The organism is Zhengella sp. (assembly GCF_041397485.1).
In the GTDB taxonomy this organism is placed as follows: Bacteria; Pseudomonadota; Alphaproteobacteria; order Rhizobiales; family Rhizobiaceae; genus Zhengella.
In genome coordinates, this window is the sequence record NZ_JAWKWO010000002.1 from 619,922 (window position 1) to 638,404 (window position 18,483).

Sequence of the window (18,483 nt, forward strand, 5' to 3'; positions counted from 1 at the left end):
GCTTTCTTGCGTGAGCCTGATTTGCCGCGCCGCCAGCCGCGTTAGCCTGGCGCAAGGCAGACGCAATATTCCTGAGTCCATGCAGGAGGCGCGCCCATGTTGAGCACCTATGTGCAATACAATCTCATTGCCGCGAACATGGATCGCTCGGTCGAAGCCATCAATCGCGATCCCGTCGTCAGCCGCGAGACCGAGTATTACCTGGCCAATATCGGCAATATCGACACGGTCGATGATTTCATGGCCGATACGCGCCTGTTCAACTACGCCATGAAGGCGCATGGCCTGTCGGACATGTCCTATGCGAAGGCCTTCATGACCAAGGTGCTCGAGGAAGGCCACGATGACGACGAGGCCTTTGTCAACCAGTTGGCCGACAAGCGCTATATCGAGTTTGCCAAGACCTTCGATTTCAACCGCTACGGCGCCACGGCCACCACGTTCAGCCGGGCGACGACCGGCGTGGCGGAGAAGTATGTGCGCCAGACGCTGGAGGAGAATGCCGGCGAGACCAACACGGCGGTGCGCCTGGCGCTCTATTTCGAGCGCAAGGCGCCGGAGATCAAGAGCGTCACGGAGATTCTCGCCGACCAGGCCCTGTTCACGGTCGTGCGCACCAATCTCGGCCTGCCCGAGAGCTTCTCGATGCTCGACATCGACCGGCAGATCGAGATCTTCAAGGATCGCGTCGACCTGGAGGAATTTTCCGATCCCGAAGCCGTTGCCAAGCAGATCGAGCGTTTTTCCGCGCTCTGGGATGCCAACAACCCGGACCAGACGACCGCGAACAATATCGGCCTGCTTTTTTCCAACTCCAGTGCCGGCATCTCGCCCGATCTGATGATGGCCATCCAGACCCTCAGGAGATAACGCGCCATGCAGGTGGGAACCTATGTCGGCCTGTCCTCGCAGATCGCCATCGAGCGCCGGCTTGATACGCTGGCCGACAACGTTGCAAATTCCGGCACGGTGGGTTTCCGGGCGACGCGCATCCAGTTCCATGAGGCGTTGCAGGGGACGGGGCAGGACGCAACTGCCTTCGTGACGGAGGGCAAGACCTATATCGACGAACGGTCCGGCGGCCTGACGCAGACGGGCAATCCGCTTGATTTCGCCGTGCGCGGCAATGGCTGGTTCGCGGTGCAGACCGATGCCGGCATGGTGCTGACACGGGACGGGCGCTTTTCGTTGAACCCCGAGGGCGTGCTGGTCAATATCGATGGCGACCCCGTGCTCGATCCGGGCGGCGCGGCCATCCAGCTCAATCCGGCGGGCGGCGGGATCACGGCCGGCAAGGACGGCTTCCTCTATCAGAACGGCCAGCTTGTCGGATCGCTCGGTCTCTATACCTTCGAGCCCGGCGGCGACGTGAACCGCTACGGCGCGTCCGGCATCATTCCCGCCACGCCTCCCGTTCCCGTTGTCGATCGTCCGGACATCGGCGCGGTGCAGGGCTTCATCGAGGAATCCAACGTGGATCCCGTGCGCGAAATGACGCGCCTGATCATGCTTCAGCGCACGTTCGACAGCGTCGCCACCATGATCAAGGATGCCGACAGTTCGCTCAACAGCGCCGTCCAGCTCCTGGGTGGCAAGTGACGCGATGGCCGCCACGCTTGACCATCTGGAGGCATTGACCCATTCGCTCGCCGGCAGCGTGCTGCATGGCGGCTATGTCGATTCCGTATCGGCCGGCTTCTACCGCGTGCGCGGGCTGGAACCCCATGTCACGCTCAACGATGCCGTATGGGCCGAAAGCGGCGGCCAGCGCCATTGGGGCAAGGTGATCCGTATCGATCCCGACGCCGTCGTCGTCGCGCCCTATCGCAGCACGCGTGCGCTGCGGCGCGGCGATGTCGTCCTGGCGGCGGGTGCCGTCCATGCGCCGCGCCCGAACATGGCATGGCTCGGCCGGGTGATCGACGCGCTGGGCGAACCGGTGGACGGGGGAGGGCCGATCCCGGTCCTGCCCGAGCGCCGCGGCGCTGCGCGGACGGTGCCGCCGCTTCATCGCGCGCGTGTCGATGCCCCGTTCCGCACCGGCGTGAAAGTGGCGGATGTCTTCACGCCGCTTTGCTATGGCCAGCGCATCGGCATTTTCGCCGGGTCCGGCGTCGGCAAGTCGACGCTGCTGTCCATGTTCGCCCGCTCCGATGCCTTCGACGTTGCGGTGATCGCCCTTGTCGGCGAGCGGTCGCGCGAGGTGCGCGAATTCCTGGAGGACACGATCGGGCCGGAGGACGTGTCGCGCACCGTGACGGTCGTCGCCACCAGCGACGAAAGCGCCATGATGCGCTGCTCCGCGCCGGTCATGGCCCTGGAGGCGGCGGAATATTTCCGCGATCGCGGCATGCGGGTCCTGGTGATGATCGATTCGGTGACGCGCTACGCCCACGCCCTGCGCGAGGTCGGCATCGCGCTTGGCGAACCGCCCATCGCGCGCGGCTATCCGCCATCCGTCTTCGCCGCCCTCCCGCAATTGATGGAGCGGGCCGGGCCCGGGCGCGAGGGCTCGGGCTCCGTCACCGCGATTGCCACCGTCCTCGTCGATGGCGACGATCACAACGATCCGGTCGCCGACACGATGCGTGGCATCCTGGACGGCCATCTCGTGCTGGACCGCCACATCGCCGACCAGGGCCGCTTCCCTGCCGTCGACATCCTGGCGTCCCTGTCGCGCCTTGCGCTTCGCGTGTGGACCGAGGAACAGCGGCTGTTCGTGACCGAGTTGCGCGGGCTTGTCGCCCGCTACGAGGAAACGCGGGAAATCCGCATGCTTGGCGGGTGGATACGCGGCGCCGATCCGGTGCTCGACCAGGCGGTTGAACTGGTGCCGATGATCTACGAGGCCATGAAACAGGGGCCGCTCGATCCGCCGAGCCTCGATCCGTTCATCGAGCTGGCGCGCAACCTCAAGGAACGGCAGCGCAAGATGGATGTGCCGGAAGGCGCACAGCCCGGTGCGCGCCCGATGCAACAGGAGAAGTGACATGAGCCTCCTCTTCCAGGATCTCGGCTGGAAAGCCGCCGGCGCGGTTCTTTCCGCCGTCTGCGGCGCCTTGCCCTTCTACATCCATTTCAACCAGGAGAAATTCTCCCCGCCGACCATGGACTATACCGGTGTCGTCGCCGAGGTGGCGGAAGAGGAGAACCGCGCGGCACGCTTCGAGCGGCTTGGTCCCTCCGGCCAGGTCACGGTGATCGACCGCGTGGCAACCGGCACCGCGCAGCAGCAGGAACGGCCCGCTGCCGCCCTTCGCCAGCCCTTCCCGGGCGATGCCGCCGCGCTCAGGCTTCTGTCGATCTCGCAGAATTCGGCCCTCGTCGTCGATGGTGCTGTCGTGCAGTTGGTGCGGGTCGGTTCCCAGCTTTCCAACGGTGCGCGGGTCGAGGCGATCCGGACGACGGAAGCGGGCGGGCAGCTTGTCACCAGCACCGGCGAAGTGCTTGAAGCGGTGCGCTGAACCGGCCGGCTGCAAGCTCCGCGCAAGTCGAATCGTGTAGCCATCTTTCGAAGAAAGGTGGAACGATGCAGATCCTGCCCTTGCTCGACATGGCGCACCAGCAGGCCTCCTGGCTCTCGGCCCGGCAGTCGGCGGTTGCGGCCAACATCGCCAATGCCAACACACCGGATTACCAGGCGCGCGACGTCACGCCCTTCGAGGCCTATCTGGACAATTCGGCCGGCCGGCTTTCCGTCACGCAGCCCAGTCATCTGCTGGCATCGGGCGAGATGGCGTCCAGCGGCCAGGCGGGGCGGGGCGCCGACTACGCTGTCTACGAGACGGCCAGGCCCGTCGTGCTGGAAACCGAACTGCTCAACCAGACGGATTTGCGCAACCAGTACGAACTCAACACGGCCATCGTGAAGGCCTTTCACCGCATGTTCATGTCCGTGGCCAGGGGGTAAACCATGGATCCTTTGTCAGCATCGCTCAGGGTGGCGTCGTCGGGCATGCATGCCCAGTCCACGCGGCTGCGCGTCGTTTCCGAGAACATCGCCAATGCCTCGTCGACATCGTTGCAGGCGGGCGGCGATCCCTACACGCGCAAGACCGTTTCCTTCGCCGAGGAGGTTTCGCGCGACATGCCCGTGTCCAGGGTCCGCGTGTCGCAGATCGGCCTGGACGGTTCGGACTACCCCAAGGAACTCGATCCCGGCAACGCGGCTGCCGACGCCAATGGCTATGTCAAGCTTCCCAATGTCAACGTGCTGGTGGAGATGGCGGACATGCGCGAGGCCAACCGCTCCTACGAGGCCAATATCCAGGTCATGCGCCAGGTGCGTGAACTGGTCTCCATGACCATCGGGCTTCTGGGGCAGAACTGATGGCTGATCCGGTTTCCGCCCTTTCCGCGCTGTCGCTGCCCGCTCCGGCCGCAGCCGCATCCAGGCCTGCCGCGGCCGAGGCGGAAAGGGCCGCCGCCACCTTTGGCGCCGCCCTGGAGCAAGCCGGTACGCATTTCGTCAACACGATGCACGAGGGCGACCGGATGGCCCTGCGCGGCATTACCGGCAATTCCGGCCCGCGCGAGGTGGTCGAAGCGGTGATGACGGCGGAACAGACGCTGCAGGCCGCCGTCGCCGTGCGCGACAAGATCGTTTCGGCCTATCTCGAAATCAGCCGGATGAGCATTTGAGGAAGACGCCATGAGAGCCCTGTCCATCGCCGCAACCGGCATGAGCGCCCAGCAGACCAATCTCGATGTGATCGCCAACAACATCGCCAACATCAACACCACGGCCTTCAAGCGCGCCCGGGCGGAGTTCACCGATCTGCTCTACGAGGCCGAGACGCTGAAGGGCGCGCCCTCGCAGGCCAACCAGAACATTGTGCCCGAAGGTGCCTATATCGGCCTTGGCGTGCGCACCGCCGCCATTCGCAACATCAACCTCCAGGGTGCGCTCGATGCCACCGGCAATGCGCTCGATGTCGCCATTTCCGGCCAGGGCTGGTTCCAGGTCCAGGGCCCGAACGGCGAAACCCTCTACAGCCGTGCCGGCGCTTTCAACACCAATGCCGCCGGCCAGCTTGTCACCACGGGCGGCTATCCGGTGGAGCCGGCGATCACCGTGCCGGCCGAGACGGTCCAGGTGGTCATCAACGATTCCGGCCAGGTCTTCGCCCGCTTCCAGGACCAGGTGGAATTGCAGGAGCTCGGACAGCTAACACTTGCCAATTTCGCCAACGAGGTGGGCCTGCTGCCGCTGGGCGAGAACCTGTTCGCCGAAAGTGCGGCGTCGGGCGCCGCCGTGCTGGGCGTGCCCGGCGATCCCGGCTTCGGCACCTTGCGCCAGGGCTATCTGGAATCGTCCAATGTTGATCCCGTGCGCGAGATCACCTCGCTGATCGCCGCACAGCGCGGCTACGAGATGAACTCCAAGGTGATCCAGGCCGCCGACGACATGGCCGCAACCGTTTCGAAGAACCTGAGGTAAGGCGATGAGGTCGGGCGCTGCCCTTGCCGTTCTGCTCGCCCTGGGCATGGCTGTCCCGGCCGCCGCCGAGACCGTGCTGGTGGCGCGGCGAATCATCTATCCCGGCCAGGAGATCACTGCGGATCTGGTCGGCCGCATCCAGGTGAAAGGCAATGTCCTTTCGGATCGCGCCTTCCTCAAGAACCCGGACGAGGCGACCGGAAAGGTTGCGGCCAAAACCATCCTGCCCGACCGGCTGATCTACCCGGAAGACCTGCGAGCTGCCGATCTCGTGCAGGCCGGCGTCCCCGTCAAGGCCATCTTCCGCTCCGGTGCGCTGGAAATATCGCTGGTCGGGGTTCCCCTGGCAAATGCGGCGCTGGGTGAGACGGTCCGTCTGCGCAATCGCGAAAGCGGCCGCCAGTTTTCCGGCACTGTGCAGCCCGACGGAACCGTTCTGGTGAGCGGGCAATGAGGGCTTTCCGGGTTCTCCTCGTCATGCTTCTGGCCGGGATGGCCGGGCTTGCCCCGGCTGGCGCGGCCCGCGTCAAGGACATTGCATCGCTGCACAGCGCGCGCGACAACCAGCTTATCGGCTACGGACTCGTTGTCGGACTCCAGGGTACCGGTGACAGCATGCGCAGCGCGCCCTTCACCGAGCAGTCGATGCGCTCCATGCTGAACAATCTCGGCATCGCCACGGAAACCGGCGCAACCCGCGCCAAGAATGTCGCCGCCGTGATCGTCACGGCCAATCTGCCGCCCTTCGTGCGCTCCGGCTCGCGCATCGACGTCACGGTTTCTTCGCTGGGGGATGCGTCCTCGCTGGCCGGCGGATCGCTGGTGATGACCCCGTTGCGCGGCGCCGATGGCGACATCTACGCCGCTGCGCAGGGCCCGCTCATCATTTCCGGGTTCAACGCGCAGGGCGTTGCCGAGCAGGTCACACAGGGCGTGCCGACCTCCGGGCGCATTCCCAATGGCGCCATCGTCGAGCGTGAAATCCCGGCCCGCTTCGAGGACGAGAGGAATCTCGACCTCATGTTGCGCAATCCGGACTTTTCCACGGCCGTGGCCATGACCGATGCGATCAACGCCTATGCGACGCGGCGCTTCGGCATGAAGGTCGCCCGCGAGGTCGATTCCCGCACCATCGCGCTCACCAAGCCGAAAAAGGCCTCCGCCGCCCGCTTTATCGCCGAGATCGAAAACATTCGCGTCACGCCCGATGCGCCGGCCCGCGTGGTCATCGACGAACGCACCGGCACGATCGTCATCGGCCAGGACGTGAAGATATCGCAGGTGGCCGTCAGTCATGGCACGCTCACGGTAACCGTGACGGAAACGCCGGAAATCGTTCAGCCGAACCCGTTCTCCGATGGCGAGACGGCGGTTCAGCCCTCCACCCTGGTCACCGCCAACCAGCCCGATTCGGTGGTCGCCATTGTCGATGGCGTCAGCTTGCGGGCCATTGCCAGCGGCCTGAACCAGCTCGGCGTCAAGCCAACCGACACGATCGCCATCCTTCAGGCGATCAAGTCCGTCGGCGCGCTTCAGGCGGAGCTTGTCCTGCAATGATCCGCCGCTGCGCCCGAACACGGCCTCTAATCGCCATGCTGGCCGCCGGCCTTGCCGTATGGGCCGCGTCCGCGCAGGCACAGGACATGCGCAATGTCTCCGTGGATGCGGCGCCGGGACCGGGCGATGCGGAACGTTATTGCACCAACATCTCCCAGGAGATGCAGGAGCTGCGCTACAAGATCAAGGAAGAGAAGCTGCGCCAGTTGCAATCCGACGTGGAGGCGAAGCTGGCGGAACTGGAGCAGAAGCGCAAGGAACTGGAACAATGGGTTGGCCTTCGCGACGGTTTTGCCAGCCGTGCCACCGAAGCCCTTGTCGACATCTATCAGAAGATGCGCCCGGATGCCGCCGCCGCGCGGCTTGAACAGATCTCGCCGCAACTGGCCTCGTCCATCCTTCTTGCGCTTCCGCCTGCCAAGGCAGGTGTCATCCTCAACGAGATGGAGCCGAAGCGCGCAGCTGCCGTCACGATGATCCTGGCGGCTGCCGCGCGCAAGGACGACGGAACATGACAAAGCGCCTTTCACTTCTCGCCGGTCTCGCCGCCGCCGTGCTCATCTCATCGGGATGCAGCCAGAGGGTCCGGGAAATCGGGCGCGCCCCGGAAATGTCGCCCATCGGATCCGGCGTCGATGAAGGCATGCTCGCCTACAAGAGCTATCCCGAACGGCCGCCGGCGAGCCCGTCGCGCTATTCGCTCTGGGACGACCGCGCGCACAACCTCTACAAGTCCAGCCGGGCGCTCAAGGACGGCGACGTCCTGACCGTGCTCATCTCGATCAACGACAATGCCAAGTTCCAGAACAAATCGGCCCGCTCGCGGACCAATTCGCGCGATATCGGCCTGACCGGGGTCTATGACATCAATGGCGTTGGTGGAGCAGCCTCCGGTTCCGGCACCCTGAACGGCGGTTCGGATTTCGCCGGCGACGGCAGCACCGTGCGTTCGGAAAACCTGAACCTGTCGGTTGCCGCGCTGGTCACCCGGGTGCTGGCAAACGGAAATCTCATCATTCAGGGCAGCCAGGAAGTGCGCGTCAACCACGAACTGCGCATCCTGACCATTGCGGGCATCGTGCGGCCGGACGACATCGGCCCGGACAACACGATCCGCTACGAACGCATAGCCGAGGCGCGCGTCACCTATGGCGGCCGCGGCCGGCTCACCGAGGTGCAACAACCATCCTGGGGCCAGCAGGTCACCGACCTGATCTTGCCGTTCTGAGGACGCGGACATGGACGACGAAACCGGGGAAGAGCCCAAACCCTCTCTCGTCAAGGGGCTGATCGTGCCGCTCGCCGTCGTCGTCCTTTTCGGCGCCGGCGCGGGCTGGGGTCTGGGCGCCTTCATCCTTGCGCCTAAAATCGCATCGCCGGCTGCGACCGCGCAGGCGGATGCCGGTGCAGCCGCCCATGGCGGCGAAAAAGCCGGCGCAGAGGCGAAACACGATGCCCCGGCGGCCGGCCCGCAGGTCACGGCGCTGGATCCCATCGTCACCAACATAGCCGTCCCGTCCGCCACATGGATGCGCCTTGAACTCTCGCTGGTGCTGAACGAGACGCTGGAGCCGCATGTGGCCGACTACATTCACCAGGACCTGCTGGCCTTCGCCCGCACGCTGCGCTCGACTATGTCGACACGCCGACAGGTTATCTGCAATTCCGCAACGACCTGCTGGACCGGGCGCGCCTGCGGGCCGGGCCGGGCAAGATAGAGCAGGTTCTGATCAAGACGATGCTGTTTGAATGAGACCGGCGCTGATCCTGGCTCTCGGATTGGTCGCGGCCGCCTTGCTGGCGCCTGCCGCCCTTGCCCAGGACGGCGGGCTGGGCGATGCGCTGAATAACCTGGCGCAACCGGGCGGCATCGAGGGTCAGACCGCCGGTCAGATCATCCAGCTTTTCGGCCTGCTGACGGTGCTTGCCGTGGCACCCGGCATCCTGATCACGGTCACCAGTTTCACCCGCTTCATCATCGTCTTCTCGATCCTGCGCGCGGGTCTCGGCCTTCAGACCACGCCGGCCAACCTCATTCTCATCAGCCTGGCCATGTTCATGACCTTCTACGTCATGCAGCCGGCCGCCGACCGCGCCTGGAACGAGGGTATCCAGCCGATGATGAGCAACGAGATCTCCCAGCAGGAGGCGATGGAGCGCATCAGCACGCCGTTCTACGATTTCATGCTCCAGAACGTGCGCGACCAGGACCTCGCCCTTTTCGTGGATCTGGCGCGTGAGCGCGACCCGGCTTACGAGCCCGGCGAGCGGCCTGGTTGGCGCGTCCTGGTGCCCGCCTTCATGGTTTCCGAACTCCGGCGCGGTTTCGAGATCGGCTTTCTCGTCATCCTGCCCTTTCTGGTGATCGATCTCGTCGTGGCAACCATCACCATGGCCATGGGCATGATGATGCTGCCGCCCACCGTGCTGGCGCTGCCCTTCAAGATCCTGTTCTTCGTCCTGATCGATGGCTGGAACCTTCTCGTCGGCTCCATGATCCGTTCGTTCAACTGAACGCGATTGCCACAGTTTCGCCACGAAATGGCCCGCATTCCTCGCCATTAAGTTGAGGTGTGCGATTTTCCTTGCGGCTTCATGTGCGGGATGAAGGCGGTGCCCCGCTTTTTCCAGGAATTTTGACGGCGTTACTGAAAAGTTTATTTTCCGGGCCTATCCTTGAAGGACAAGCGTTGTAAGTGTGTATGCCATGAGTGTCTTCACGTCCCGCACGGCCGCCCTGATGGCGTCGGCCCTCGTTCTCGCGCTGCCTGCACCGGCCGGCGCGCTGGAACTGTTCGGCGTGACCATCTTCGAATCGCAGGCCGACCGCGACGAGCAGGCCGTCATTGGCGAACCGCACGCCTTTACCGTCGATTTCGTGGTGGACGGTGATGACGGGGATGTGGAGCAGGCGTTGAAGAACGCCTCTGGCCTGTGGCGCGGCCGGGATGAGCCCGCCTCCGGGGAAGCCGGCCTGATCGCCAAGGCGCGCGGCGACTACCGTGCGCTGCTGGGCGCGCTTTACCGGCAGGGGCGCTATGGTGGGGTCATCACCATCACCATAGACGGGCGCGACGCTGCTGCCCTGGAACCCGACGCCGTCTTTCCCGATCCGGCGGCCGTTGCCGTTCGTGTGACGCCCGGCCCCGTCTTCACGTTTGCAGGCGCCGGCGTGATCAATGCCGCTCCGCCCCCGGCGGAGGAGGGCGACGCGGTTGAGCCGCCCGCCAGCGCCGGCTATCTGCCGGGCGAGGTGGCCCGGTCGACCGCCGTCAAGGATGCCGCGCGCCTGTCTGTCGAGGCATGGCGCCAGCAGGGCCACGCCAAGGCGCGCATTGCCGGCACGGACATCGTCGCCGACCATGACACGAACACGGTCGATGCGGCGCTGACCGTCGAGCCCGGCCCTAAAGCCTATTACGGCATGCTGGCGGTGGAAGGCACCGGCCGCATGGATCCCGGTTTCGTGGCCTGGATGGCGGGGCTCGAACCGGGCCGGGAATATGACCCTGATGACCTGGCGCGCGCCTCCAGACGGCTGGCCCGCCTCGATGTTTTCACGTCGCAGCGCTTCGTCGAGGCGGATGCCATCGGCGACGACGGCATCCTGCCGGTCTCGCTGGTCGTGCAGGAGCGCAAGCCGCGCCGCATCGGCGTCGGCGCCACCTATTCCACCACCGATGGTCTGGGGCTGGAGGGTTATTGGCTTCACCGCAACCTCTTCGGACGGGCCGAGCGCTTCCGCATCGAGGGCAAGGTTGCCGGCATCGGCCGCACGTCCGACCCCAACGATTTCGATTACCGCCTTGCAGCGACCTTCACCAGGCCAGGCATCATCACGCCCGACACCGATCTTTCCGTCACGGCGGAAGGTGAACGCGAAGTCCTGCCGGCCTACAAGCGCACCGCCGGCGGCGGCGAAGTGCGGCTGTCCCACCTCTTCTCCGAAAAGCTGAGCGGCTTCGGCGCGGTTTTCGGCGAATACGCCCGTTACAACGATGCCTTTGGCACCCGCGATTTCACAACTGCCGGTGTTCGCGCCGGTCTGACCTGGGACACGCGCGACGATGCCGCCAACGCGACCAGCGGCTTCTACCTTTCCGGGGAGGTGGAGCCGTTCCAGGAATTCACCTATTCCAACACCGTGGTGAAGGCCGTCGGCGAGGCCCGCGCCTATGTCGCGCCTGGCGATTCTGGCCGGCTCGTCCTGGCTGGCCGGGTCAAGGCGGGCATGCTGTCGGGTGTTCCCATCGCCGAAACCCCGCCAGACAAGCTCTTTTTCGCTGGCGGCGGCGGCTCCGTGCGCGGCTACGGCTACAAGTCCATCGGCGTCGATACGCCGCTTGGCCTTGTCGGCGGCCGGTCGCTTTTTGAAACCTCCGCGGAACTCCGCTTCAAGGCGACCGACACGATTGGCATCGTCGCCTTTGCCGATGGCGGTACGGTCGGCGCCGACGTCACGCCGGATTTCTCCGAAATGCGTTTCGGCGCGGGGCTTGGATTGCGCTACCTGACCGGCCTCGGGCCGATCCGCCTTGATGCCGCGGTGCCGTTGAACCGCCGGCCGGGTGACAGCAGTTTTGCCGTTTATGCGGGAATTGGACAGGCCTTCTGATGCGCGCGCTCTTTCTTGCCATCCTTGCTGTCCTTGCGCTTGGCGCTGTTGCTCTTTCCCAGCAATCGCCGGAAGAGGAGAAGTCTTTCTTCCTGCGCTATGTCGAGGACACGATCTCCAGTGACAACCGGCGCATTTCCATCACCGGCATCGATGGTGTGCTGTCCTCGGATGCTTCCATCGCCTCGATCACCGTGGCCGACCGGAAAGGCGTCTGGCTGACGATCTCGGATGCGACGATCAACTGGACGCGCTCCGCCTTGCTGACGGGCCGGCTTTCCATAGACCGGCTTTCGGCGGCCAGCATAACAATGACGCGCATGCCCGAGCCCGACCGCAGCCTGCCCTCGCCCGAGGCAAGCCCGTTCACCCTGCCGGACCTGCCCGTGTCGATCCGTATCGGCAACCTGTCGGTGGCCGAGGCGGTTTTCGCGGAACAGGTTTTCGGCGAGGCGGCGACGCTGTCACTCAACGGTGCCGTTGAACTGGCCGACGGATCGCTGGACGCGGCTCTGAACGTGAACCGTTTGGACGGTCCCGGCGGCACGCTGTCGCTGGCTGCGTCCTTTGCCAACGACAGCCGCATCCTGGCGGTCGATCTGACGGCGAGTGAACCATCCGATGGCGTGCTCGCCAACCTCCTGAACCTCGAGGGTCGGCCTGCCGTCGATCTTTCCGTCAAGGGCGAGGGACCGCTCTCGGATTTCGCCGCCGACATCGCGCTTGCCGCCAATGGCGAGGGTATTCTGCAAGGCCGTGTGGCGGTGAACGAGTCGGGGCAATCCACCGGTTTCACAGCCGGTCTGGATGGGCGCATCGCGGTGCTCGCGCCGCCTGAACTGCGTGGCTTTCTCGGCGACAGGACAAGCCTCTCGCTTCAGGGAAGCGTGCCGGCGGGCGGCGGCCTCGTCCTCGACCGGCTGACGACGCAAGGCGGTGCCTTGTCGCTGGAGGCCAGTGCGCGGGTCCTGCCGGATGGCTTCCTGCGCCGGCTTGATCTTGCCGCCGCCATCGCGCCGGTGGAGGGCGAGCGTGTCATCCTGCCCTCGGCCGGCAATGAGACGAGCATCGGCAGCGCGCGCCTGACGATTGCCTATGGCGAATCCGCCGAGGGCGAATGGTCCGGCGAAATGACCGCCCGCTCCATCGCGGCGCCGGACTTCACCATCGGCGGTTTCCGGCTTTCCATGGGTGGCTTGGTGACGGCGCTGGACGATCCGTCCAACCGCGCCGTGACCTTCGATGCCGATGGCCAGGCCGAGGCTGTGCGCTCGGACGATCCGGCCATTGCCGAGGCGCTGGGCAGTTTCGTGAAGCTGGCGCTTTTCGGCGCCTACCGCGCCGGCGAGCCCCTTGTGCTCGACCGTTTCGCCCTGACGGGAAATGCCTTGTCCGCCACCGCGCGCGGCGAAGTGCAAGAGGGCGTGTTCGACGGACAGCTTGCACTGCGCTCCGACAGCCTCGCTCCGTTCTCCGCGCTTGCGGGACGCCCGCTCACCGGCTCCGCCGATATTGCCGCCGATGGCACGATCAACGCGCTGACCGGCGGCTTCGACCTGGCCCTGTCCGGCACGGCACGCGGCGTTTCGACGGGCGACGCGCGCACCGACCGCCTGTTCGAGGGCGAAACCACGATTTCCGGCCGGCTGGCGCGCGATGAAAGCGGATTTCGCGCCAATGCCTTCACGCTTGGCAATGATCAGGCGCGGCTGACGGCCGACGGCGCCTTCTCTTCCGAAAGCGCCGATTTCGATCTCGATGCGCGCATTGCCGATCTGGCTGCGCTGAGCGATGGTCTGGCAGGTTCGCTGACCGTGACCGGCCGGGCGAGCGGCGAAAACGGCATTATCGGAACCGATCTCGCGCTTGCGCTGCCGCAGGGCGAACTGGCAGGCCGCCCGGTATCCGGCGCAAACCTCCGCCTCGAAGGCGCATTCCGCGAAACCGGTTTCCGCGGTGTCGTGGCCGGTGAACTCGTGCTCGACGGTGCGCCGACCGTGCTGCGTTCGGACCTCGCCTATGGGGAGGGCGATCTGCGAATTGACGGCCTGTCACTGACCACGCGCGGGGCGAAACTCACCGGCGACATCGCCCGCAACGAAAACGGTTTCCTCAACGGGTCGCTGAACCTCGATGCAACGGACATTTCGCGCCTTGCCGCGCTGGCGCTGCGCCAGGCCACCGGAGCAGCGCGCGCCACCATCGAACTGGGCCATGACGGCGAAAGCCAGTCCGCCCGGGTGCAGGCGGATGTGTCGGACCTGCAATTGGCGGAGCCCGCGCTGACCGCCGCGCGCCTCAACCTTGAAGCCGAGCTGGCCGACCTCTTCGCGGTTCCGGCGATTCGCGCCGATCTGAACGCACGTTCGCTCGTGCTGGCGGGTATCGAAATGCAGTCGCTGGAAGCAACGGCCGAAGGTTCCGGTGACACAACGGATTTCGTGCTGGCCTCTCGCCTGGCCGATGGCGCGGCGGCGCGGCTTTCCGGCACGCTTGAACCGCAGGACGAGGGCTTCACCATCGGGCTGCGGCAGGCGTCATTGCTGAAGGGCGGTCGTGGGCTCGAACTGAAGGCGCCGGCAACGGTCACCGTCGAAGGCGAGACGATCCGGCTGGATGGCCTTCGCTTCGCCGCCGGCGATGGCGAGATCGCGGCAACGGGAACGGCCGCGCAAGCCTATGCCCTTCAATTGACGCTGAACCGCGTTCCGCTGTCATTGGCCAATCTGGTTCGCCCGGATCTCGGCGCGGCCGGTACGATTGGTGGCGTTGTCAACATCCAGGGACCGCGTGAGCGCCCCGACGCCGATTTCCTGCTGCGCGGGCAGGGCATCACGGTGGGGCAGCTCGCCCGCGCCGGTGTCGCGCCGCTTGCGCTCGATCTGGAAGGCCGCACGCAGGGCCGTCGCATCGCCGTTGACGCGGGCATCACGAACAGCCAGGGCATGGATGTGCGCATGACCGGCACCGCGCCGCAATCGGCCGACGGCCGGCTTGATCTCGATGTCGCCCTGCGCGCCTTTCCACTTGCCATTCTCAATGCCGCCGCGCCCGGCTCGGGCCTTGGCGGCCGGCTTTCCGGCTCGGCGACGGTGACGGGAACGGCAGCACGGCCCTCCATCGCCTTTTCCATCGATGGCCAGGGGGTGACCGCTTCCGCGCTTGCAGCCAGCGGCATTTCGCCCGTGTCCTTGTCTGTTCGCGGCGCCTATGCCAATGACATCGTGCAACTGGAGCAGGCAAGCGCATCCGGTGCCGATGGCCTGTCGCTGTCCGCCTCGGGCCGGCTGCCGGTCTCCGGCAACGGGTTGGGCGTCGATTTCAACGGATCGCTGCCGCTTTCCCTGGCCAACCGCTTTCTGGTGGACCGTGGCGCCCGCGCCACCGGACTGTTGCGCATCCAGGGCCGCGCTTCCGGTTCGCTTTCCGCCCCGGTCCTGACGGCAAGCCTGTCGGCACAGGGTGCCGGCTTCGTCGATCCGCAATCGCGCGTCCGTCTCAACGACATCGACCTGTCGGCGGACATTCGCGACAACACGCTTCGTCTTGGCACGCTGAATGCGGCGCTGGCCACGGGCGGCAGCGTCTCCGTGTCAGGCACGGTGGATCTGACCGGCAACCTGCCCGCCGACCTGTCGATCAACCTCAACGATGCACGCTATGCTGACGGTGAACTGGTGACCGCAAGCCTTGCCGGCAGCCTGACCGTGAACGGTCCGCTTCTGCGCGACCCTCTCATCGCGGGCACCGTCACCGTCAACCGCGCGGAACTGACCATCCCGGAAAACCTCGCCGCAGCCGGTGACGTGGCCGATGTCACCCACCGCAATACGCCTCGGGATGTGGCCCGCACCATCGAAAAGGCGCTTCCTGACAAGGGCGCACCCGTGCCCACCGCCCGGCCATCCGTGCCGCGTGTGGACGTGCGCATCAATGCCCCGGCCCGTATCTTCGTGCGCGGCCGCGGGCTGGATACGGAACTGGGGGGCTCGGTGCGCCTCACCGGGCCGGTGACAAGCGTCTCGCCCTCGGGCGGCTTCGAGATCATTCGCGGGCGCCTTTCCATCCTGGGCCAGCGCATCACCTTCGACAGCGGCCGCGTCACGCTGATCGGCGACCTCGATCCCTATGTCGATTTCACCGCCACCACACCGGGCACGGACATCACCGTGACCATCCGTGTCACCGGACGCGTGTCCGACCTGTCCATCCGCTTCACGTCGCAGCCCGAACTGCCGCAGGACGAGGTGCTGGCGCGCCTGATCTTCGGCAAGGGCATTTCCTCGCTGTCACCGCTCCAGGTGGCGCGCCTGGCTGCCGCGGCCTCCGAACTGGCCGGCGGCGGGCCGTCCATCATGGACAGCGTGCGCGAGGCGACCGGCCTCGACGATCTCGATGTCGTCACCGACGAGGAGGGCAACACGGCCGCGCGCGCCGGACGCTACATTTCCGACAATGCCTATCTCGGTGTGGAGGCCGGTTCGGCCGGTTCCGGCAAGGTGACCATCGATCTCGACATCACCGGCGATCTCAAGGCGCGCGGTGCGCTGGGCACCGACGAAAGTTCGCTCGGTATCTTCTATGAAAAGGACTATTGACCGGTTTCGCGCGGCCGTCCGGTCATTTCCGCATGTCCCCGCAGGCTGATTGCCGTTGCGCGCGCAGCCATGCTCGCAGGCCCGGGAATTCTTAAAACGATTGAAATCACAATTGTTTACCGAAATTCCCATTAGATCGGTTCAGGTGCCTTCGCGGGTATGGAAACCGCATTCGAGCGTGGCTATAAGGCGTGCGAACACGGTTGCCGGAGAGAGGGCTCGATCATGAATGTTTCGCCGCGCGTCAAGGAAATCCTGTCTTGGTATGAGGGTGAGAACCCCGGTGTGAAGACCAATCTCGCCCGCCTGCTGATGCACGGTAAGCTGGGCGGAACCGGCAAACTGGTCATCCTGCCGGTCGATCAGGGCTATGAGCACGGGCCGGCCCGCTCGTTCCAGCCCAACCCCGCGGCCTATGATCCGCACTACCTCTATCAGCTTGCCATCGATGCGGGCCTTTCGGCCTATGCCGCGCCGCTGGGATCGCTGGAGCAGGGCGCTGACAGCTTTGCCGGCGAAGTGCCGCTCATCCTGAAGGTGAATTCGGCCAATTCCCTTGCCACCGGCGTCCCGGACCAGGCGGTGACGGCTTCGGTGGATGATGCGCTGCGCCTTGGCTGCGTGGGCATCGGCTTCACCATGTATCCCGGCTCCGACCAGTGCTTTGCCATGCAGGAAGAACTGCGCGAGATGACGCGCGAGGCCAAGGCCAAGGGCCTGATGACGGTTGTCTGGTCCTATCCGCGCGGCGGCGCTGTCACCAAGTCAGGCGAGACCGCGCTCGACATCGTTGCCTATGCCGCGCACATGGCCGCGCTGATGGGCGCGACCATCATCAAGGTCAAGCCGCCCAAGGCCGGCGTTGACCTGAAGGCCGCCGAAAAGGCCTATGAGACCGTCAAGCAGGACACATTGGCCGAGCGCATCGCCCACGTCATGCAATGCGCCTATGCCGGCAAGCGCATCGTCGTCTTCTCCGGCGGCGACGCCAAGGATGCCGACAGCCTGCTCAAGGAAATCGGCGAGATCAATGCCGGCGGCGGTTTCGGCTCCATCGTCGGCCGCAACTCCTTCCAGCGTTCGCATGACGATGCGGTCGACCTGCTGGGCAAGATCATCGACATCTACAAGGGCTGACAAACCGCCCGAGGGGAGCGAAGCGGCCGGTGCGTGGAAAGCGCACCGGCCGTTTCCTTTTCCGGCGTCAGCTTTTCGCGCGCCCGGCGGCGAGCCGTCCCTCGCGCGCGGCGATCCGCTCCCGGTTGATGACATAGATGCCTGTGGCGATGATGATGGCCGCGCCGGTCAGCGTCCAGCCATCGGGCAATTGCCCGAAGACCGCCCAGCCATAGAACGTGCCCCAGATGATCATCGTGTATTGCATGGGGGCAACGGCGACCGCCTCGGCGATCTCCAGCGCCTTGATGATCATCAACTCGGCCACGCCGGCCATGACCGCGATGCTGATGAAGATCAGCCAGTGGTTCATTTCCGTCGGCCATGTCCAGACGAAGGGCAGCGGCAGGGTCAGGAGAAAGCTTCCGGTCAGGGCCGTGTAGGCGACGGTTGTCGCCGTCCGGTCTTCGCCTGCCAGCACGCGCGAAATGATCTGCCTGAAGGCGAACATGACCGCGGCAATGACGATCAGCAGGATGGCCGGATGCAGGATGCCCATGCCGGGGCGTATGATGATGAGGGTGGCGGCGAACCCGATGGCCACCGCCATCAGCCGCCGGATCCCGACCTTCTCGCGCAGGATCAGTGCGCCGAGGATAGTGACGAAGAACGGCGCCACGAAGCTCACGGCAACGGCATCGGCCAGCGGTACGTAGCGGACACCGAAAATGAAGATCGTGGCCGAGATGACGGCCAGCGCTCCACGGGTGACCTGCATGGCCGGACGAGCAGTCTTGAGAACCGTGAAGCCGTGCCAGCCGAGAAGCACGAACATGCCGGCCAACAGGCCCAGTTGCCGCACCCAGACCACCTGGATCGGGTGGAAATCCTGCGCCAGCAGTTTGGCCTGCATGTCGACGGCGGAAAACATGAAGAAACCCAGCGCCATAAGCAGGATGCCGCGGCCGTTCTGCAAGGGTTTGGCCGCGCCGCTGATCACGACCGGTGTCAGGGGATTGATCGGAATGGCATTTTCCTCCGGGACTGGGGGCAGGCCGGACGCGGGGCGCACCGGTTTGCCGAACGGCTATCTATGCCGTGGCGGACGGGTCCGGATCAATTGCCGGCACCGGAAATTTGATTGCCGGTCGGTGAAG

Annotated in this window: 18 protein-coding genes; 17 read left to right on the forward strand and 1 reads right to left on the reverse strand. The window is 65.5% G+C overall.

What is annotated here, in order from left to right; translation table 11 throughout:
- Positions 1 to 96: 96 nt before the first annotated feature.
- The 17 genes from R3D65_RS09125 to R3D65_RS09205 all read left to right on the forward strand — a co-directional run bounded on the left by R3D65_RS09125 (position 97) and on the right by R3D65_RS09205 (position 17,347).
- Positions 97 to 870: a DUF1217 domain-containing protein gene (locus tag R3D65_RS09125; RefSeq protein ID WP_371274901.1), complete on the forward strand. Its 774-nt coding sequence runs from the start codon at positions 97 to 99 to the stop codon at positions 868 to 870.
- Between the two features lie 6 nt (positions 871 to 876).
- Positions 877 to 1,599 carry a flagellar basal-body rod protein FlgF gene (flgF, locus tag R3D65_RS09130; protein WP_371274902.1) on the forward strand — a complete coding sequence of 241 codons (723 nt, stop codon included), beginning with the start codon at positions 877 to 879 and terminating at the stop codon, positions 1,597 to 1,599.
- A 4-nt stretch (positions 1,600 to 1,603) separates the two neighbouring features.
- Positions 1,604 to 2,989, forward strand: a complete 1,386-nt coding sequence (locus R3D65_RS09135) for a FliI/YscN family ATPase (protein ID WP_371274903.1) — start codon at positions 1,604 to 1,606, stop codon at positions 2,987 to 2,989.
- 1 nt (position 2,990) lies between these two features.
- A complete protein-coding gene (locus R3D65_RS09140; protein ID WP_371274904.1) occupies positions 2,991 to 3,464 on the forward strand; it encodes a hypothetical protein in 474 nt (157 codons plus the stop codon).
- A gap of 65 nt (positions 3,465 to 3,529) precedes the next feature.
- Entirely contained in the window at positions 3,530 to 3,910 is a 381-nt protein-coding gene (locus R3D65_RS09145) for a flagellar basal body protein (protein ID WP_371274905.1), read from the forward strand.
- Positions 3,911 to 3,913: 3 nt separating this feature from the next.
- Positions 3,914 to 4,330 carry a flagellar basal body rod protein FlgC gene (flgC, locus tag R3D65_RS09150; protein WP_371274906.1) on the forward strand — a complete coding sequence of 139 codons (417 nt, stop codon included), beginning with the start codon at positions 3,914 to 3,916 and terminating at the stop codon, positions 4,328 to 4,330.
- Positions 4,330 to 4,641: a flagellar hook-basal body complex protein FliE gene (locus R3D65_RS09155; RefSeq protein WP_371274907.1), complete on the forward strand. Its 312-nt coding sequence runs from the start codon at positions 4,330 to 4,332 to the stop codon at positions 4,639 to 4,641. Before flgC ends, R3D65_RS09155 begins: the two co-directional genes overlap by 1 nt.
- Positions 4,642 to 4,651: 10 nt before the next feature.
- Positions 4,652 to 5,440 (forward strand): flagellar basal-body rod protein FlgG, encoded by a 789-nt coding sequence (gene flgG / locus R3D65_RS09160; protein ID WP_371274908.1) that lies wholly within the window; start codon positions 4,652 to 4,654, stop codon positions 5,438 to 5,440.
- Between the two features lie 4 nt (positions 5,441 to 5,444).
- Positions 5,445 to 5,894 (forward strand): flagellar basal body P-ring formation chaperone FlgA, encoded by a 450-nt coding sequence (gene flgA, locus R3D65_RS09165; protein WP_371274909.1) that lies wholly within the window; start codon positions 5,445 to 5,447, stop codon positions 5,892 to 5,894.
- Positions 5,891 to 6,997 (forward strand): flagellar basal body P-ring protein FlgI, encoded by a 1,107-nt coding sequence (locus tag R3D65_RS09170; RefSeq protein WP_371274910.1) that lies wholly within the window; start codon positions 5,891 to 5,893, stop codon positions 6,995 to 6,997. Before flgA ends, R3D65_RS09170 begins: the two co-directional genes overlap by 4 nt.
- The gene (locus tag R3D65_RS09175; RefSeq protein ID WP_371274911.1) at positions 6,994 to 7,512 is read left to right on the forward strand and encodes a MotE family protein; all 519 of its coding nucleotides are present in this window, start codon (positions 6,994 to 6,996) and stop codon (positions 7,510 to 7,512) included. The genes R3D65_RS09170 and R3D65_RS09175 overlap by 4 nt, the downstream gene beginning before the upstream one ends.
- Positions 7,509 to 8,225, forward strand: coding sequence for a flagellar basal body L-ring protein FlgH (gene flgH, locus R3D65_RS09180; protein WP_371274912.1), 717 nt, complete (start codon positions 7,509 to 7,511; stop codon positions 8,223 to 8,225). The genes R3D65_RS09175 and flgH overlap by 4 nt, the downstream gene beginning before the upstream one ends.
- A 10-nt stretch (positions 8,226 to 8,235) precedes the next feature.
- On the forward strand, positions 8,236 to 8,715 hold the full coding sequence (locus R3D65_RS09185; RefSeq protein ID WP_371274913.1) for a flagellar basal body protein FliL: 480 nt from the start codon (positions 8,236 to 8,238) through the stop codon (positions 8,713 to 8,715).
- Between the two features lie 31 nt (positions 8,716 to 8,746).
- Entirely contained in the window at positions 8,747 to 9,511 is a 765-nt protein-coding gene (gene fliP, locus R3D65_RS09190) for a flagellar type III secretion system pore protein FliP (protein ID WP_371274914.1), read from the forward strand.
- 193 nt (positions 9,512 to 9,704) lie between these two features.
- A complete protein-coding gene (locus tag R3D65_RS09195) occupies positions 9,705 to 11,612 on the forward strand; it encodes an autotransporter assembly complex family protein (protein WP_371274915.1) in 1,908 nt (635 codons plus the stop codon).
- Complete coding sequence (locus R3D65_RS09200) at positions 11,612 to 16,210, forward strand: translocation/assembly module TamB domain-containing protein (RefSeq protein WP_371274916.1); 4,599 nt, start codon at positions 11,612 to 11,614, stop codon at positions 16,208 to 16,210. The genes R3D65_RS09195 and R3D65_RS09200 overlap by 1 nt, the downstream gene beginning before the upstream one ends.
- 225 nt (positions 16,211 to 16,435) lie before the next feature.
- Positions 16,436 to 17,347, forward strand: coding sequence for a class I fructose-bisphosphate aldolase (locus R3D65_RS09205; RefSeq protein WP_371274917.1), 912 nt, complete (start codon positions 16,436 to 16,438; stop codon positions 17,345 to 17,347).
- Positions 17,348 to 17,414: 67 nt separating this feature from the next.
- On the opposite strand, the gene R3D65_RS09210 is transcribed toward R3D65_RS09205, so the two are convergent.
- Positions 17,415 to 18,398, reverse strand: a complete 984-nt coding sequence (locus R3D65_RS09210) for a DMT family transporter (RefSeq protein ID WP_371274918.1) — start codon at positions 18,396 to 18,398, stop codon at positions 17,415 to 17,417.
- Positions 18,399 to 18,483: the final 85 nt, after the last annotated feature.

Coding starts and splice junctions, on each gene's coding strand:
- flgF (WP_371274902.1), top strand. CDS start 877: ATGCAGGTGGGAACCTATGTCGGCCTGTCCTCGCAGATCGCCATCGAG.
- R3D65_RS09205 (WP_371274917.1), top strand. CDS start 16,436: ATGAATGTTTCGCCGCGCGTCAAGGAAATCCTGTCTTGGTATGAGGGT.
- R3D65_RS09170 (WP_371274910.1), top strand. CDS start 5,891: ATGAGGGCTTTCCGGGTTCTCCTCGTCATGCTTCTGGCCGGGATGGCC.
- R3D65_RS09175 (WP_371274911.1), top strand. CDS start 6,994: ATGATCCGCCGCTGCGCCCGAACACGGCCTCTAATCGCCATGCTGGCC.
- R3D65_RS09200 (WP_371274916.1), top strand. CDS start 11,612: ATGCGCGCGCTCTTTCTTGCCATCCTTGCTGTCCTTGCGCTTGGCGCT.
- flgG (WP_371274908.1), top strand. CDS start 4,652: ATGAGAGCCCTGTCCATCGCCGCAACCGGCATGAGCGCCCAGCAGACC.
- flgA (WP_371274909.1), top strand. CDS start 5,445: ATGAGGTCGGGCGCTGCCCTTGCCGTTCTGCTCGCCCTGGGCATGGCT.
- flgC (WP_371274906.1), top strand. CDS start 3,914: ATGGATCCTTTGTCAGCATCGCTCAGGGTGGCGTCGTCGGGCATGCAT.
- R3D65_RS09195 (WP_371274915.1), top strand. CDS start 9,705: ATGAGTGTCTTCACGTCCCGCACGGCCGCCCTGATGGCGTCGGCCCTC.
- R3D65_RS09185 (WP_371274913.1), top strand. CDS start 8,236: ATGGACGACGAAACCGGGGAAGAGCCCAAACCCTCTCTCGTCAAGGGG.
- R3D65_RS09145 (WP_371274905.1), top strand. CDS start 3,530: ATGCAGATCCTGCCCTTGCTCGACATGGCGCACCAGCAGGCCTCCTGG.
- flgH (WP_371274912.1), top strand. CDS start 7,509: ATGACAAAGCGCCTTTCACTTCTCGCCGGTCTCGCCGCCGCCGTGCTC.
- fliP (WP_371274914.1), top strand. CDS start 8,747: ATGAGACCGGCGCTGATCCTGGCTCTCGGATTGGTCGCGGCCGCCTTG.
- R3D65_RS09135 (WP_371274903.1), top strand. CDS start 1,604: ATGGCCGCCACGCTTGACCATCTGGAGGCATTGACCCATTCGCTCGCC.
- R3D65_RS09125 (WP_371274901.1), top strand. CDS start 97: ATGTTGAGCACCTATGTGCAATACAATCTCATTGCCGCGAACATGGAT.
- R3D65_RS09140 (WP_371274904.1), top strand. CDS start 2,991: ATGAGCCTCCTCTTCCAGGATCTCGGCTGGAAAGCCGCCGGCGCGGTT.
- R3D65_RS09155 (WP_371274907.1), top strand. CDS start 4,330: ATGGCTGATCCGGTTTCCGCCCTTTCCGCGCTGTCGCTGCCCGCTCCG.